Source organism: Oxalobacter paeniformigenes, from assembly GCF_027158465.1.
GTDB lineage: Bacteria > Pseudomonadota > Gammaproteobacteria > Burkholderiales > Burkholderiaceae_D > Oxalobacter > Oxalobacter paeniformigenes.
In genome coordinates, this window is the sequence record NZ_JAMKYL010000004.1 from 106,988 (window position 1) to 121,464 (window position 14,477).

The following is a 14,477-nucleotide window of genomic DNA, read 5'->3' on the forward strand; positions in this document are numbered from 1 at the left end:
ATGGACAACGTACAGAGCGATAAAACAGAAAAAACTTCACAGCAGACCGTCATGGAAACAGGGCCGGATGCCGGTGCGACACCGGAAGGGGTCGATAAACAGAAGCCTGGTGCTATCCTGGCAGCCAAGCGCAAGGCTGCAGGCATTGCCGAAGAACAGATTGCATCAAGGCTCAAAATGACATTGCGACAGCTGCAGGCGCTTGAGGCGGATGATTACGATGCTCTGCACGGAATCGCTATTTCACGTGGCTTTGTCCGTGCTTATGCGCGTGTTCTGAAAGTCGATCCGGAACCGCTCGTCGCCATGTTCCGCGAAAGCAATCCATATGCAACGCTTCCCGGCAAGGGAGTTTCGACGCGAGCGGGAGAACCGTTTGTGCAAAATCAGGTTTCTTTCCGCAAGAAAGGCAGTCTGACGGGAAAGATCATCATTGTACTGATCATACTGGTAATCGCGGCGATAGTCGCCTGGAACATGAAGCTGTTTTCATCAGACCGGCAGGCAGTGAAGACGGATAAGCAGCCTGCCGTATCCGCTCCGGCAACACCTTCAGCACAGGAAATGCAACCGGAAACGAAGGGACAGGAACAGAAGACACTGGAAAATACGCAGATTGCGCAAGAAAAAGGGCAGGAAAGCCAGCAGGCAAGTATTGGTGGCGGTAATGAAAAAACGGCAGCGCCGACAGCTGCGGTTGTACAACCATCCGACAGCAAGGTCGGTCAGCAGCTGTCCGGACAGGCTTCGGGTACCGCAGCTGCCGTATCGAATGCCGCATCACGACTGGATATGAATTTCAGCGGAAAATCCTGGGTTCGGGTTCAGGGGCAGGATGGTACCGTGCTGGCGGAATATATGGGTTTGCCGGGTGAACAGCGTTCGCTGGATGTAAATGGTCCGGTAACGGTCATAGTCGGTTATGCACCGGGGGTTCATATGACGTTCAAGGGAGCGCCTGTCGATCTCGAATCCAGGGCCGTCAATGCGGTGGCACGAATCAGTCTGAAGTAGTCTGAAATGGATATTCGCTCCGAACCGCTCGTTGCCGGCATGATGCCAAGGCGACAAACATATGGCGTACAGATCAGATATCGTGCGAATACCGTGAATATCGGTCATGGTGCACCGGTTGTGGTGCAATCCATGACCAATACCGATACGGCTGATGTGGACGCCACGGTTCGTCAGGTGATGGCGTTGGCAGACGCTGGTTCCGAACTGGTACGCATGACGGTGAATACGCCGGAGGCTGCACAGGCCGTGCCGTCGATTCGCGAGCGGCTGGATGCGGCAGGTTACGATGTTCCGCTGGTTGGTGATTTCCATTACAACGGACACTTGCTGCTGATGCAATATGCGGAATGTGCGCAGGCGCTGTCGAAGTATCGTATCAATCCGGGTAATGTCGGTCAGGGGGCGAAAAGAGACCTTCATTTCGCCGAGATGATCGAGGTGGCCTGCCGTTATGACAGGCCGGTTCGTATCGGTGTGAATTGGGGCAGTCTCGATCAGGGATTGCTGGAACGGCTCATGGATGAAAATGCACGACGTACGAAACCCTGGCCGGTCCAGAGTGTGATGTATGAGGCATTGATCTCATCGGCCATCGAAAGCGCGGACAGGGCAGTGCAATGGGGATTGCCGGCGGATCATATTGTATTGTCATGCAAGGTATCAGGCGTGCAGGATCTGATCGCGGTTTATCGGGAATTGTCACGCCGTTGCCGTTACGCATTGCATCTCGGATTGACGGAGGCAGGCGTGGGCAGCAAGGGCATCGTTGCTTCGGTAGCGGCGTTGTCCGTGTTGTTGCAGGAAGGAATTGGCGATACAATCCGCATTTCGCTGACACCCGGTCCGGGGGAACCACGGACGAAAGAAGTCGTTGTGGCGCAGGAATTGCTGCAAACGATAGGGTTGCGCAATTTCATTCCCATGGTGGTATCGTGTCCGGGATGTGGCCGGACTTCGTCCGATCTCTTCCAGAAACTGGCCGACAATACCCAGAATTTCCTGCGAGAACAGATGCCTGACTGGAAACGGCGTTTTCCGGGGGTGGAAACGATGCGTGTGGCGGTGATGGGATGTATCGTCAACGGCCCGGGTGAATCGCGTCATGCAGATATCGGCATCAGCCTGCCCGGAAGAGGCGAATCGCCTGCCGTTCCCGTTTTTGCCGACGGCAAAAAAACGGCGACTTTGCGCGGCGACGATATTGACAGGCAGTTTCAGCAAATGATTGTGGATTATGTCGAATCCCGGTTCGGGAAAAAGCTAACAGATTGAAGAAAAACAGTTAAAAACATGTCGGAAGAAAACAAGACAAAAAAGGTCAGGAAAATCCTGGGGATCAAGGGAATGAACGATATTCTTCCCGATGAATCTCCTCTTTGGGAATTGCTGGAAAATACCGTCGAATCGGTGCTGAAAAGCTATGGCTATCAGCGTATCAGGACGCCTATCGTTGAAGAAACAGCGCTTTTTGCGCGCGGACTGGGTGCGGTGACCGATATTGTGGAAAAGGAAATGTATTCCTTCGAGGATTCCCTCAACGGTGACCAGCTGACGTTGCGTCCGGAATGTACCGCAGGTGTCGTGCGAGCCGTACTGGAACACAATCTGACATACAATGGCCCGAAACGCTTGTGGTATACCGGTCCGATGTTCCGGCACGAGCGTCCGCAGCGTGGTCGCTATCGCCAGTTTCACCAGATTGGTGCCGAAGCGGTTGGTTTTCCCGGGCCGGATATCGATGCCGAACTGATTTTGCTGTGCCGTCGTTTGTGGGACGATCTCGGACTGGACAATATCCGGCTGGAACTCAATTCGATCGGCAACGCCGAGGAACGCAACCGTCACCGCAGCGACCTGATCGCCTATTTCGAACAGCATCTGGATCTGCTGGATATGGATGCGCGGCGCAGGTTGCACAGTAATCCTTTGCGGATTCTGGATACGAAGAATCCGCACATGCAGGATATGGTCAATGCCGCGCCGAAACTGCTGGATTATCTGGGACCGGATTCTCTGGCACATTTCGAAGGTGTCCAGAAGATTTTGCAACGCAACAATGTACCTTTCACGATCAATCCGAGACTGGTCCGCGGAATGGATTACTATAACCGGACCGTTTTCGAATGGATCAGCGAGGAACTCGGCGCACAGGGTACCGTTTGTGGCGGTGGCCGGTATGATCCGCTTTTTGAAATGTTCGGAGGGCGTCCTACGCCATCCTGCGGTTTTGCCATGGGTGTCGAACGCCTGATCGAGTTGCTCAAGGCCAAAGGCGATATGAACATATCCAACCAGGTTGATGTGTTTATCGCCCATCAGGGAAATGATGCGTTGCTGGAAGCCACGGTACTGGCGGAATCGCTGCGCAATACCGGACTGGATGTCATGCTTTATTGTACGGCGATGAATTCCGGTGGCAGTTTCAAGGCGCAGATGAAACGTGCGGACGAAAGCGGTGCCGCATTTGCCGTTCTGATCGGCGAAGATGAAATCAGGAGCGGTCAGGCCAGTGTCAAGGCATTACGTGCCGGCAAGGAAGGCGATAACCAGTCTGCCGTGCCGTTCGAAAAGGTCGCCGATTATCTGGTCGAACAGATTGTCGGCGAATGCGATTGTGGTGACGATCATTCGTCACATGGTCATTGTATTCATTGATCGGAACGAAAATGGCTTACGATTTGGAAGAACAGGAACAACTGGAATCCATCAAGGCATGGTGGAAAAAGCATGGCAACTGGATTACCTGGGTGCTGATTATCGCCCTGGGTTGCTATGCCGCTTATGCCTATTGGGGATATTACCAGCGCAAACAGGCGGCACAGGCATCCCAGCTGTATTACGAAATGCAAAATGCCGTCATGGCTGATGACAATGAAAGAGCCTTGCGTGTCGCGAAAGATACCCAGGAAAAATTCGGCAGTACGGCATATGCGCCGATGGTCACGCTGGTTGCCGCCAAAATGGCATATGAGGACAACAATACCGATGTGGCCAAGGAACAGCTCAAATGGGTGGTCGATAATGCCAAACAGGATGGCTACAAGGCGATCGCTCGTATCCGGCTCGCAGGTATCCTGCTTGACGAGAAAGCCTATGACGAAGGCTTGAGCCTGCTTTCGGCCAATTTCCCGACTGCTTTCGCAAGTCTTGTCGAAGACCGGAAAGGAGATTTCTATGTGGCACAAAACAGACTGGATGAAGCCAGAACAGCCTATCGTGCCGCACTGGACAAGGCGGATCAGAACGATCCGGGAAGGCAGCTGATCCAGCTCAAACTGGAAGAACTGGGTGTTTCACCTGATGCCAAAGGATGATTCCGTGAAAAAGCAGTTGAGATCGATACTTGTATGGGCAAGCATGGCATTGTCGCTGTCGTTGGGCGGCTGTGCCATCTATGACTGGTTTTCGGACCCGCCGCCGAGAAATCCGCCGGCGGAACTGGTGCAGTTTTCGCCGTCGAAGACCCCTCATCGCCTATGGTCAGTCAATGTCGGATCAGCGGGAAACTATGTTTTCGAACCGGCTGTCGTTTTTGACGCAGTTTATGCAGCCGCGGCGGATGGTACCGTAGTCAGGGTCGATCCTTCAAATGGTGCTGAAGTCTGGCGCCGCGATGTCGATACGGATCTGACGACCGGTGTCGCAACTGACGGAAATACGGTAGTGGTTGCCGGTGTGAAAGGTTCGCTGATTGCACTGGATTCCGGTGGCAACGAAAAATGGAAGGTACCCGTCTCTACGGAAATTCTGACGACACCGATCATCGCACATGGCCTGGTGGTCGTGCGCAGCATGGACAACAAGATTTCGGCCTACGATGTCGATACCGGCGAACGTCGCTGGATCGTACCATATCGCGCACCGGCGCTGATGTTGCGCGCTTCTCCGGGTATTGCGACTGTCGGCCCGACGGTGATCGTTGCCTTGCCAGGTGGACGCATGATCTCGATGATGATCAATACCGGTGCTATCCGCTGGGAAATACCGATCGGAGATCCGAAGGGGGCGACGGAGCTGGAACGCATTGCGGACATGTCCGGCACACCGGCCATATACGGACAGGGGGTTTGTGTCGCCGCTTATCAGGGGCGGATGGGATGTTTCGACGTTGTGTCCGGCTCGACTTTCTGGGTCAAGGGATTTTCGAGCAAGGTCGGTGTCAGCATCGATGAAGAACACGTTTATGCTGTCGATACAAACGACAAGGTATATGCATTTTCCAACTTGCGCGGCCAGAGTGTCTGGCGCAATGACAAAATGACCTACCGCAGTCTGACGACGCCCGTGCCGTACCGTTCGGATGTAGCGGTCGGAGACGGTCAGGGATTTATCCATTTCCTCTCGCGTTATGACGGTTCGTTCGATGCAAGGATCGAAACGGATGGCTCGCCCATTCTGGCGACACCTGTTGTGATGGGCGAACGGTTGATTGTGCAGACACGTGATGGGTCGTTGCAGGCGTTTACCCTGGATTGAAAGATGAAACCTGTTATCGCTTTGGTGGGCCGTCCCAATGTCGGCAAATCCACGCTATTTAACCGGCTGACACGCTCAAGGGCAGCGCTGGTCGCCGATTATCCCGGTCTGACCCGCGATCGTCACTATGGTGAAGGAAAGATGGGGGACAGGCCTTTTCTGGTCATCGATACCGGTGGCTTCGAACCTGTCGTCAAGGAAGGTGTTTTGCAGGAAATGGCAAAACAGACGAAACAGGCGGTGGCAGAGGCCGATGTGGTGGTTTTCATCGTCGATGGACGTCAGGGGATTACGCCGCATGACAAGGCCATTACCGATTATCTGCGCAGATGTGATCGTCCCGTCATTCTGGCGGTCAACAAGGCCGAAGGTATGAAATATACGGCTGTCGTGGCCGATTTTTATGAACTGGGGCTTGGCGATCCGCTCGTGATTTCGTCGGCACATGGCGACGGTGTCTATACATTGCTTGACGAGGCGCTGAAAAGGGTACCGGAAGCTGTGCATGAGTCGGATGAAGAAGCGCAAACGGAACAGTCGTCAATCAGGCTGGCGATCGTCGGGCGTCCCAATGTCGGCAAGTCAACCATGATCAATGCCCTTCTCGGTGAAGATCGGGTCATCGCATTCGACTTGCCAGGAACGACACGCGATGCGATCGAAATACCTTTCGAGCGCGATGGAAAACACTATACGCTGGTCGATACGGCAGGCTTGAGAAAACGCGGGAAAGTCTTTCAGGCAATCGAAAAATTCTCGGTTGTCAAAACCTTGCAGGCCATATCGGAAGCGAATGTCGTACTGTTGCTGCTCGATGCACGACAGGATATATCGGAACAGGATGCACATATTGCAGGGTTCGTGCTGGAAAGCGGTCGTGCGCTGGTCGTCGGTATCAACAAATGGGATGGCCTTTCTCAGGACAAACGCAAGGAAATTCGTTCCGAGGTCGAGCGCAAGCTTCATTTTCTTTCTTTTGCAAAATTCCATTATGTCTCGGCGCTGAAGGCGACGGGTATCGCTTCACTGATGCGTTCTGTCGATGCAGCGTATGCCGCAGCCATGGCGAAATTGCCAACGCCACGTTTGACAAGAGTTCTGGAAGAAGCGGTCGCTCACCAACAGCCACCACGTCGCCAGGGGTCCATCAGACCGAAATTGCGCTATGCCCATCAGGGTGGCCAGAATCCGCCCGTGATCGTGATTCATGGCAACAGTCTGGAAAATGTCGGCGACGATTACAAGCGTTATCTGGAAAAGCATTTCCGGGATGCCTTTTCGCTGGTGGGTACGCCTTTGCGCATCGAATTCCGTTCAGGAAAGAATCCGTTTGCAAAATAATCGGTTTCTGCATGGTGCAAACCATAATTTCGGGAAGCAAATAGGGTATAGTTGACCTGTTTCGATGTATGGTTTTATTTGCGGCACAACGAGCCGTATTCAGTCTCCAATATCCAACAACAATTATTATTCATGGAGTCAAATATGAGTGTGAACAAGGGACAGATGTTGCAGGATCCTTTTTTGAACATCCTGCGCAAGGAGCATATTCCTGTTTCCATTTACCTGATTAACGGCATCAAGTTGCAGGGACAGGTCGAATCGTTCGACCAGTATGTCGTCTTGCTGCGCAACAGTGTGACGCAAATGGTTTACAAGCATGCCATTTCGACGGTGGTACCTTCCCGTGCGATCAGCCTGGGGATGGATGAGGAAAATGCCTGATCTTTTCCTGAAAGCGGGTTGCTGACATGACGAAAGCCATTCTTGTCGGTGTGGATTTCGGAAAAGGTGATCATGCCGGAAGTCTTGAGGAACTGACCCTTCTGGCGCGTTCGGCCGGTGCGGAACCTGTTTTTACCGTGACCGGCAAGCGCTCCAGTCCCGATGCCGCATTCTATATCGGCAGCGGCAAGGTCGACGAGGTAGCGCAAGCGATTCATCTGTACGGAGCCGAGCTGGTGATTTTCAACCATGCGCTTTCGCCCGCGCAGCAGCGCAATCTTGAAAAACGATTGCATATCAATGTAGTGGACAGAACCAGTCTGATTCTGGATATTTTTGCGCAGCGCGCCAAAAGCCATGAAGGGAAAGTCCAGGTGGAACTGGCCCAGTTGCAGCATCTGATGACACGTCTGGTTCGCGGATGGACCCATCTGGAACGGCAAAAAGGCGGTATCGGTTTGCGTGGGCCGGGTGAAACACAGCTTGAAACAGACCGCCGTCTTATCGGTGAGCGGGTTCGCATGCTTCGGACACGTCTGTCGAAATTGCAGCGGCAACGTGAGACACAGCGGCGCTCGCGCAATCGCAACCAGATATTTTCGGTTTCGCTGGTTGGCTATACCAATGCCGGCAAGTCAACGTTGTTCAATACGATGACGAAAGCGGGTACTTACGCCGCTGATCAGCTTTTCGCTACGCTGGATACGACATCCAGACGGATTTATCTGGAAAACGTCGGCAATGTAGTGATTTCGGATACCGTCGGTTTCATCCGCGAATTGCCGCACCAGCTGGTTGCCGCGTTCAGAGCGACGCTGGAGGAAACCATTCATGCCGATCTTTTGCTCCATGTGGTGGATGCTGGCAATCCGATGCGCAATGAACAGATCGAACAGGTCAATCTTGTGCTGGAAGAGATCGGCGCAGACAGGATTCCGCAACTGCTGGTCTGGAACAAGATCGATGTGGCCGGCCTGAAACCGGGTATCGAGCGGGACGAGTATGGTAAAATCAGACGCGTCTTTGCCAGCGCAAGAACCGGTGAAGGGCTGGATTTGTTGCGAGAAGCCATCGCCGAATATGCCAAAGACGAAAAAGACGCCCGTTCAGGTGATATGGATGAAAGAAACAGACCTGACAATCATTCCGATATTGCCAGTATTTGATTTGAACCATCTCACATAGTGTTTAGCATGCAGCCTTCACCATCATCCGATTTGCACAAACCGGAGCCGTTTCGTGACGATCTGTTTGGACATGGGCAGGGTTTCGGAGACGAGAAACCACCTGATGTCGAAAAGATGTGGAAGGATTTCAACCGCAAGTTGAACAATCTTTTCAAATGGGGAAAGAAACGCGACAGGCAGGAAGATCCGGACAATGATCCCTACAATGACCGGGACACGCGTCCGCGTGCGCTCAAGATCGCGTTTTGCCTGATTCTTTTCATCGCGATCGTTTTCTGGGCCGGTACCGGTTTTTATTCAGTACAGGAAGGCCAGACGGGCGTGGTCATGACGTTCGGCCGTTTCAGCGGCTTCACTCAGTCCGGTATCAACTGGCGTATGCCATGGCCAATACAAAGCCATGAAGTCGTCAATGTTTCGCAGGTACGTACCGTCGAGGTCGGGTATCGCAACAATCTTCGCAACAAGCAGCTCAACGAGGCGTTGATGTTGACGAACGATGAAAATATCGTCGATATCCAGTTTGCGGTCCAGTACCGGTTGAAAAATGCGGCTGACTGGGTGTTCAACAATCGCGATCAGGAAGACATGGTCAGACAGGTGGCCGAGTCGGCTATCCGTGAAGTTGTCGGGCGCAAGAAAATGGATTTCGTGCTGTATGAAGGTCGTGACCAGATCGCGACTGAAGCGCAGCAGATCATGCAGCAGATTTTCGACCAGTACCATTCAGGCGTGATGGTCACGAATGTGACCATGCAGGGTGTGCAACCCCCCGAACAGGTACAGGCGGCATTCGACGACGCAGTCAAGGCCGGACAGGATCGGGAACGTCTCAAGAACGAGGGACAGGCCTATGCCAACGATGTGATACCGAAAGCAAAGGGTGCTGCAGCCCGTCTGAAAGAAGAAGCAGAGGCATACCGGCAAAAAGTGATCGCCAATGCCGAGGGCGATACATCGCGTTTCAAACAGATTGTCGCGGAATACCAGAAAGCGCCAGCGGTCACACGAGACAGAATGTATCTGGAAACGATGCAACAGATTTTCGCCAATACGACCAAGCTGATGATCGATACCCGTGCGGGCAACAATTTGTTGTATTTGCCGCTGGACAAGCTGGTTTCTCAGACCGGTACGACTGATTCCGGTACGGATACAGCATCTTCCACGGTGTCGGCGGAGTCGCCGGCATCGAACGGTCGCGTCGAACGGGAGCGTGCGCGTGATGACCGCTCAAGAGGAGGAAGATAATGAAGTACGTTATCGGCTTTTTCATTTTTGCCGTCATGGCGCTGACAGTGGGAACGGGGCTTTTCGTGGTGGATCAGCGGCAGTACGCCATCGTCTTCGCCATGGGTGAAGTCAAGGAAATCATTGAGGAACCCGGCCTGTATTTCAAGTTGCCTGCACCGATGCAGAACGTACTGTTTCTCGACAAGCGGATTTTGTCCACCGAAACCCATGAGCCGGACAGGATCATCACGGCTGAAAAAATGAACATTCTGGTCGATTCCTATGTCAAGTGGCGCATTGTCGATCCGAAGCTGTTTTATGTCAGTTTCGGCGGGGACGAGCAGCGGACACAGGACCGGATGGCACAGATCGTCAAGGCGGCGCTGAATGACGAGATCACCAAACGCACGGTCAGCGAAGTGATTTCAGGCAATCGCGACGAGATGATGGCAGCCGTGAAAAACAAGATGGCACGCGAGACGGAACATATCGGTGTGGAAATCATTGATGTACGCCTGAAGCGTGTCGATTATGTCGAGCAGATCAATCATTCCGTGTTCGAACGCATGAAATCTGAACGTACCCGTGTGGCCAACGAATTGCGCTCGATCGGGGAAGCCGAGTCGGAGAAGATTCGTGCGGATGCAGACAAGCAACGGACGGTCATTCTTGCGGAAGCGTTTCGCGATGCGGAGAAAATAAAAGGGGAAGGCGATGCCAAGGCGGCGCGCATTTATGCGAGTGCGTTTGGCAAGAATCCTGAGTTTTATCGTTTTTATCGCAGTCTGGAAGCCTACAAGGAAAGTTTCAAAAACAGGAAAGATATTCTGGTCGTCGATCCGAGCTCCGAATTTTTCCGTTACATGAAGCATCCGAAAGGCGCAAAATAATCTTTTTTGCGTACAAAGCGCTTCTTTGTATTATCATTAAAATTTTTTGCTGAATGTGAATCATGCCTAACTGGCTTTTACCGGAATTTATCGCGGACGTGCTACCGTCCGAAGCACGCAAGATGGAAGATTTGCGGCGTGTCATTCTTGATGAATTCCGTTCGTACGGTTATGAACTCGTCATTCCGCCCATGCTGGAGTATCTTGAATCACTCCTGACCGGTGTGGGACAGGATACGGAAATTTATACCTTCAAGCTGATCGACCAGCTGTCCGGCCGTACCATGGGGGTTCGTGCCGATATGACGACACAGGTTGCCCGGATCGATGCACACTTGCTCAACCGCAATTCTGTGACGAGATTGTGCTATGCAGGCAGTATCCTGCATACCCGTCCATCCGGATTGCAGGCGACGCGAGAACCCTTGCAGATCGGAGCCGAAATATTCGGTTACCAGGGTATCGAGGCGGATGCCGAAATACAGGCACTTGCCCTGTCGTCCCTGAAAGCCGCGGGTATCGCGGGGGTCTGTCTGGATCTGAGCCATGTTGGCGTACTGAAAGCATTGATCGCCAGCGATCCGCTTGCGCAACTCTTTGAAGCACAACTTTTCGATCTTCTGGAAACGAAAGATATGCCAGGGCTGATCGAATTGACAAGAGATTTCCATGCCGATACCAGAAAGGCATTGCTGGCATTGCCGGATATGTATGGCGATACCAATGTACTCGATGAAGCGCGCAAGGTCTTGCCGGATACAGAAGGAATCGCCAAAGCACTTGGCGAGCTGGAATATCTGGCCGAACAGGCTGACAGCAAGCGTGTGACGATCGATCTGGCAGACATGCATGGCTATCATTATCATAACGGTGTCATGTTTGCGGCTTACGTACCGGGTCTGCCCAATGCGATTGCACGAGGCGGGCGTTATGACCATGTCGCCGAGGCTTTCGGGCGTTCACGGCCTGCGACAGGTTTTTCCATGGATTTGAGGGAATTGGCGCGGATATTGCCGTCAGCCGAAAAACGTCATGCCATTCTGGCTCCATGGAATAATGATGCATCGTTGCAGCAAAAGATCAGGGAGTTGAGGGCATCGGGAGAAATCGTTGTTTACGGATTGCCGGATTCACGGTCGGAACATGATGAATTTGTCTGCGACCGGTATCTGGTACAGGAAGCGAATGGCGGTGGTTGGATTGTAGAAACAGCAAGTAACGAATGAGTGGAGATATGGCCAGAAACGTAATAGTAGTCGGAACTCAATGGGGCGATGAGGGTAAAGGTAAGGTTGTCGACTGGTTGACAGACCATGCCCAGGGCGTTGTCCGTTTCCAGGGTGGCCACAATGCAGGCCATACACTGGTGATCGGCGGTCAGAAAACGGCATTGCAGCTGATTCCGTCCGGTATCATGCGTCCGGGTGTCGCCTGCTATATCGGAAACGGATGTGTGCTGTCCATTCCTGATTTGCTAAGGGAAATCGACAAGCTCGAGGCGCTTGGTGTCGAAGTCATGTCACGACTGAAAATTTCCGGAGCCTGTCCGCTGATTCTTCCGTACCATACCGCACTCGATCTGGCACGTGAATTGAGAAGAGGCGATGCCAAGATCGGTACGACCGGCAAGGGTATCGGCCCGGCCTATGAAGACAAGGTCGCTCGCCGTGCCATCCGTGTCGCCGACCTGCTCAATCCGGAACGCTTCGCAGAAAAGCTGAAACAGAACATGGATTATCACAACTTCGTTCTGGAACACTATCTCAAGGTCGAACCGGTCAATTACCAGAAGACCCTCTCGGATGCACTGGCAGTGGTACCGCGTATCAAACCGCTGATCGCTGATGTGTCGCTGGCGCTCAATCAGGCATATGAATCCGGCGCCAACCTGCTTTTCGAAGGCGCTCAGGGCAGCATGCTCGATGTCGATCACGGAACCTATCCGTATGTCACGTCCAGCAATTGCGTGGCGGGCAATGTTTCGGCCGGTGCGGGTATCGGGCCGGGGATGCTCAATTACATTCTGGGGATCACCAAAGCCTACACGACCCGTGTCGGTTCAGGTCCTTTCCCGTCGGAATTGTCCACCGACGAAGGTGTCGGCAAGCATTTGTCCGTGGTCGGCATGGAGTTCGGTACCGTAACCGGACGGCCGAGACGTTGTGGCTGGTTCGATGCAGCCCTGTTGCGCCGTTCCGCACAATTGAACGGCTTGAGCGGTTTGTGCCTGACCAAGCTTGATGTGCTTGACGGACTGGATACCATCAAGATTTGCGTCGGTTACAAGCTTGATGGAAAGGAAATCCCGATTTTCCCTGCCAATGCGGAAGATGCCGGACGCTGCGAACCGATCTATGAAGAATTGCCAGGCTGGAAAGAAAACACGATCGGCACGAAATCCATGGATGCACTGCCGAAGAATGCACAAGCCTATATCAAGCGTATCGAGGAACTGGTCGGCAAGCCGATCGACATGGTATCGACCGGTCCGGATCGCGAAGAAACGCTGGTTTTGCGCCATCCGTTCAAGGTTTGATCCAAACGGATATAAAAAAGCCGGCATTTGCCGGCTTTTTTGTTGCGGTAATGGATCAGACATTCGGGTCCGGATGGATTGAATCAGGATGGGTCAGCCAGTTGTGGATACGTTGTGCGTCTGCCAGACGTGCTCCCTTGCCCTTGGAGTCCAGAAAAACCATGACGATAGGACGTCCCTGGATAATAGCTTGCATGACCAGACATTGTCCTGCCTCGGAAATATAGCCGGTCTTCTGCAGGCGGATGTGCCAGTTCGGATTGTGAACCAGTCCGTTGGTATTGCCGTAGTGCATTTCGTGCATACCGTCATCGACGGAATAGTACGTATCGGTCGAATATTGCCTGAGGATCGGATGCTGGGCGGCAGCCATGACGAGTTTCGCCAAATCACGTGCGCTGGCCATGTTGCCGCTGGAAAGCCCGCTGGAATCGACATACTGCGAGTCCGACATTCCCAGCATTTGTGCCTTGATGTTCATGGCATCGACAAAAGCGGGTAACCCACCCGGATAATTTCTGCCAAGTGCTGCCGCAGCGCGGTTCTCGGAACTCATGAGCGCAAGATGCAACAGGTTGGCGCGGGTCATTCGGGTACCGACCTTCAGGCGCGAGCTGGTATATTTCTTCGTATCGACATCGTCTTCCGTGATTTCGAGAACCTCATTCATGTCCTGCATGGACTCGACGACGACCAGACCGGTCATCAGTTTGGTGATCGAGGCCATCGGCAGAGCGATATTGCCGTTTTTCTCGAACAGGATTTCCAGGTTCGATTCATCCAGAACCAGTGCGGCGTTGGATTTCAGGGATAACGGATCGTAGGTGTCTTTGAGACCGGCCAGATCACCGAAAGAATATCTTGGAGCAACCGGTGCTGTGCGTCTGAATGAAACTTTCCGGTAAGTCATCCTGTTTTTTCCACGCAGGTTGCGTTTATCCAGCGAAGCCAGTTTTTTGGTGCTGCGACCGTTTTTCGTCGAGACAATGCGTGCCTTTCTGTTTTTTGATTGGGCGGTGTTTTGTCGTGCGACAGGAGATGTGCGGTTACTTTTGCGTTGCGGAGCGGTTTTAGCCGCTGTTTTTCGTGCAGGAGCCTTTGCGGTTTTTTGGGAAGCAGCCAGTCCGGGGGTGGCTGTGAAAACGCACAAGATGATCAGTGACAATAATCCGCTTATGATTTTGTGCATGATAACGCTCCTGTAGACAAGGCTTTCAGTATACCCAAAAAGTCAGTTGGCCAGAACGGAAAAAATGTAAAAACTGAGAAATGGCAAGCAGTTACCGTCAATAGTTGTTTCATTACATGTAGAGAGCGGCATTTCGTTGGTCAACGGATTACATTACGGTTCTGCTATATGCGGACGACGATTTTCATGACCGGTGGATGTTATGATTATGACTTTATGAAAGG

Annotated in this window: 13 protein-coding genes; 12 read left to right on the forward strand and 1 reads right to left on the reverse strand. The window is 52.8% G+C overall.

Annotated elements, in window-relative coordinates; genetic code table 11:
* The 12 genes from NAI64_RS06400 (at position 1) to NAI64_RS06455 (ending at position 13,064) form a co-directional block, all read left to right on the forward strand.
* Positions 1–1,014 carry a helix-turn-helix domain-containing protein gene (locus NAI64_RS06400; protein ID WP_269298889.1) on the forward strand — a complete coding sequence of 338 codons (1,014 nt, stop codon included), beginning with the start codon at positions 1–3 and terminating at the stop codon, positions 1,012–1,014.
* Positions 1,015–1,056: 42 nt separating this feature from the next.
* Positions 1,057–2,289 carry a flavodoxin-dependent (E)-4-hydroxy-3-methylbut-2-enyl-diphosphate synthase gene (ispG, locus tag NAI64_RS06405; protein ID WP_407946918.1) on the forward strand — a complete coding sequence of 411 codons (1,233 nt, stop codon included), beginning with the start codon at positions 1,057–1,059 and terminating at the stop codon, positions 2,287–2,289.
* Between the two features lie 18 nt (positions 2,290–2,307).
* Entirely contained in the window at positions 2,308–3,672 is a 1,365-nt protein-coding gene (gene hisS, locus NAI64_RS06410) for a histidine--tRNA ligase (RefSeq protein ID WP_269298893.1), read from the forward strand.
* An 11-nt stretch (positions 3,673–3,683) separates the two neighbouring features.
* Entirely contained in the window at positions 3,684–4,331 is a 648-nt protein-coding gene (locus NAI64_RS06415) for a YfgM family protein (protein WP_269298895.1), read from the forward strand.
* 4 nt (positions 4,332–4,335) lie between these two features.
* On the forward strand, positions 4,336–5,493 hold the full coding sequence (bamB, locus tag NAI64_RS06420; RefSeq protein ID WP_269298897.1) for an outer membrane protein assembly factor BamB: 1,158 nt from the start codon (positions 4,336–4,338) through the stop codon (positions 5,491–5,493).
* A gap of 3 nt (positions 5,494–5,496) precedes the next feature.
* Entirely contained in the window at positions 5,497–6,834 is a 1,338-nt protein-coding gene (gene der / locus NAI64_RS06425) for a ribosome biogenesis GTPase Der (protein ID WP_269298899.1), read from the forward strand.
* A 144-nt stretch (positions 6,835–6,978) separates the two neighbouring features.
* Positions 6,979–7,218 (forward strand): RNA chaperone Hfq, encoded by a 240-nt coding sequence (hfq, locus tag NAI64_RS06430; protein ID WP_269298901.1) that lies wholly within the window; start codon positions 6,979–6,981, stop codon positions 7,216–7,218.
* A 26-nt stretch (positions 7,219–7,244) separates the two neighbouring features.
* Positions 7,245–8,384 carry a GTPase HflX gene (gene hflX, locus NAI64_RS06435; protein ID WP_269298903.1) on the forward strand — a complete coding sequence of 380 codons (1,140 nt, stop codon included), beginning with the start codon at positions 7,245–7,247 and terminating at the stop codon, positions 8,382–8,384.
* Between the two features lie 27 nt (positions 8,385–8,411).
* Entirely contained in the window at positions 8,412–9,656 is a 1,245-nt protein-coding gene (gene hflK, locus NAI64_RS06440) for an FtsH protease activity modulator HflK (protein ID WP_269298906.1), read from the forward strand.
* Positions 9,656–10,528: a protease modulator HflC gene (gene hflC, locus NAI64_RS06445; RefSeq protein ID WP_269298907.1), complete on the forward strand. Its 873-nt coding sequence runs from the start codon at positions 9,656–9,658 to the stop codon at positions 10,526–10,528. Before hflK ends, hflC begins: the two co-directional genes overlap by 1 nt.
* A gap of 62 nt (positions 10,529–10,590) precedes the next feature.
* Positions 10,591–11,754 carry an ATP phosphoribosyltransferase regulatory subunit gene (locus NAI64_RS06450; RefSeq protein WP_269298908.1) on the forward strand — a complete coding sequence of 388 codons (1,164 nt, stop codon included), beginning with the start codon at positions 10,591–10,593 and terminating at the stop codon, positions 11,752–11,754.
* An 8-nt stretch (positions 11,755–11,762) separates the two neighbouring features.
* The gene (locus NAI64_RS06455) at positions 11,763–13,064 is read left to right on the forward strand and encodes an adenylosuccinate synthase (RefSeq protein WP_269298910.1); all 1,302 of its coding nucleotides are present in this window, start codon (positions 11,763–11,765) and stop codon (positions 13,062–13,064) included.
* Positions 13,065–13,119: 55 nt separating this feature from the next.
* Here NAI64_RS06455 and NAI64_RS06460 read toward each other — a convergent pair whose 3' ends face one another.
* The gene (locus NAI64_RS06460) at positions 13,120–14,253 is read right to left on the reverse strand and encodes a serine hydrolase (protein WP_269298912.1); all 1,134 of its coding nucleotides are present in this window, start codon (positions 14,251–14,253) and stop codon (positions 13,120–13,122) included.
* Positions 14,254–14,477 lie beyond the last annotated feature (224 nt).

Coding starts and splice junctions, on each gene's coding strand:
- NAI64_RS06415 (WP_269298895.1), top strand. CDS start 3,684: ATGGCTTACGATTTGGAAGAACAGGAACAACTGGAATCCATCAAGGCA.
- ispG (WP_407946918.1), top strand. CDS start 1,057: ATGCCAAGGCGACAAACATATGGCGTACAGATCAGATATCGTGCGAAT.
- hflC (WP_269298907.1), top strand. CDS start 9,656: ATGAAGTACGTTATCGGCTTTTTCATTTTTGCCGTCATGGCGCTGACA.
- hflK (WP_269298906.1), top strand. CDS start 8,412: ATGCAGCCTTCACCATCATCCGATTTGCACAAACCGGAGCCGTTTCGT.
- hisS (WP_269298893.1), top strand. CDS start 2,308: ATGTCGGAAGAAAACAAGACAAAAAAGGTCAGGAAAATCCTGGGGATC.
- hflX (WP_269298903.1), top strand. CDS start 7,245: ATGACGAAAGCCATTCTTGTCGGTGTGGATTTCGGAAAAGGTGATCAT.
- NAI64_RS06460 (WP_269298912.1), bottom strand. CDS start 14,253: ATGCACAAAATCATAAGCGGATTATTGTCACTGATCATCTTGTGCGTT.
- hfq (WP_269298901.1), top strand. CDS start 6,979: ATGAGTGTGAACAAGGGACAGATGTTGCAGGATCCTTTTTTGAACATC.
- NAI64_RS06455 (WP_269298910.1), top strand. CDS start 11,763: ATGGCCAGAAACGTAATAGTAGTCGGAACTCAATGGGGCGATGAGGGT.
- NAI64_RS06450 (WP_269298908.1), top strand. CDS start 10,591: ATGCCTAACTGGCTTTTACCGGAATTTATCGCGGACGTGCTACCGTCC.
- der (WP_269298899.1), top strand. CDS start 5,497: ATGAAACCTGTTATCGCTTTGGTGGGCCGTCCCAATGTCGGCAAATCC.
- NAI64_RS06400 (WP_269298889.1), top strand. CDS start 1: ATGGACAACGTACAGAGCGATAAAACAGAAAAAACTTCACAGCAGACC.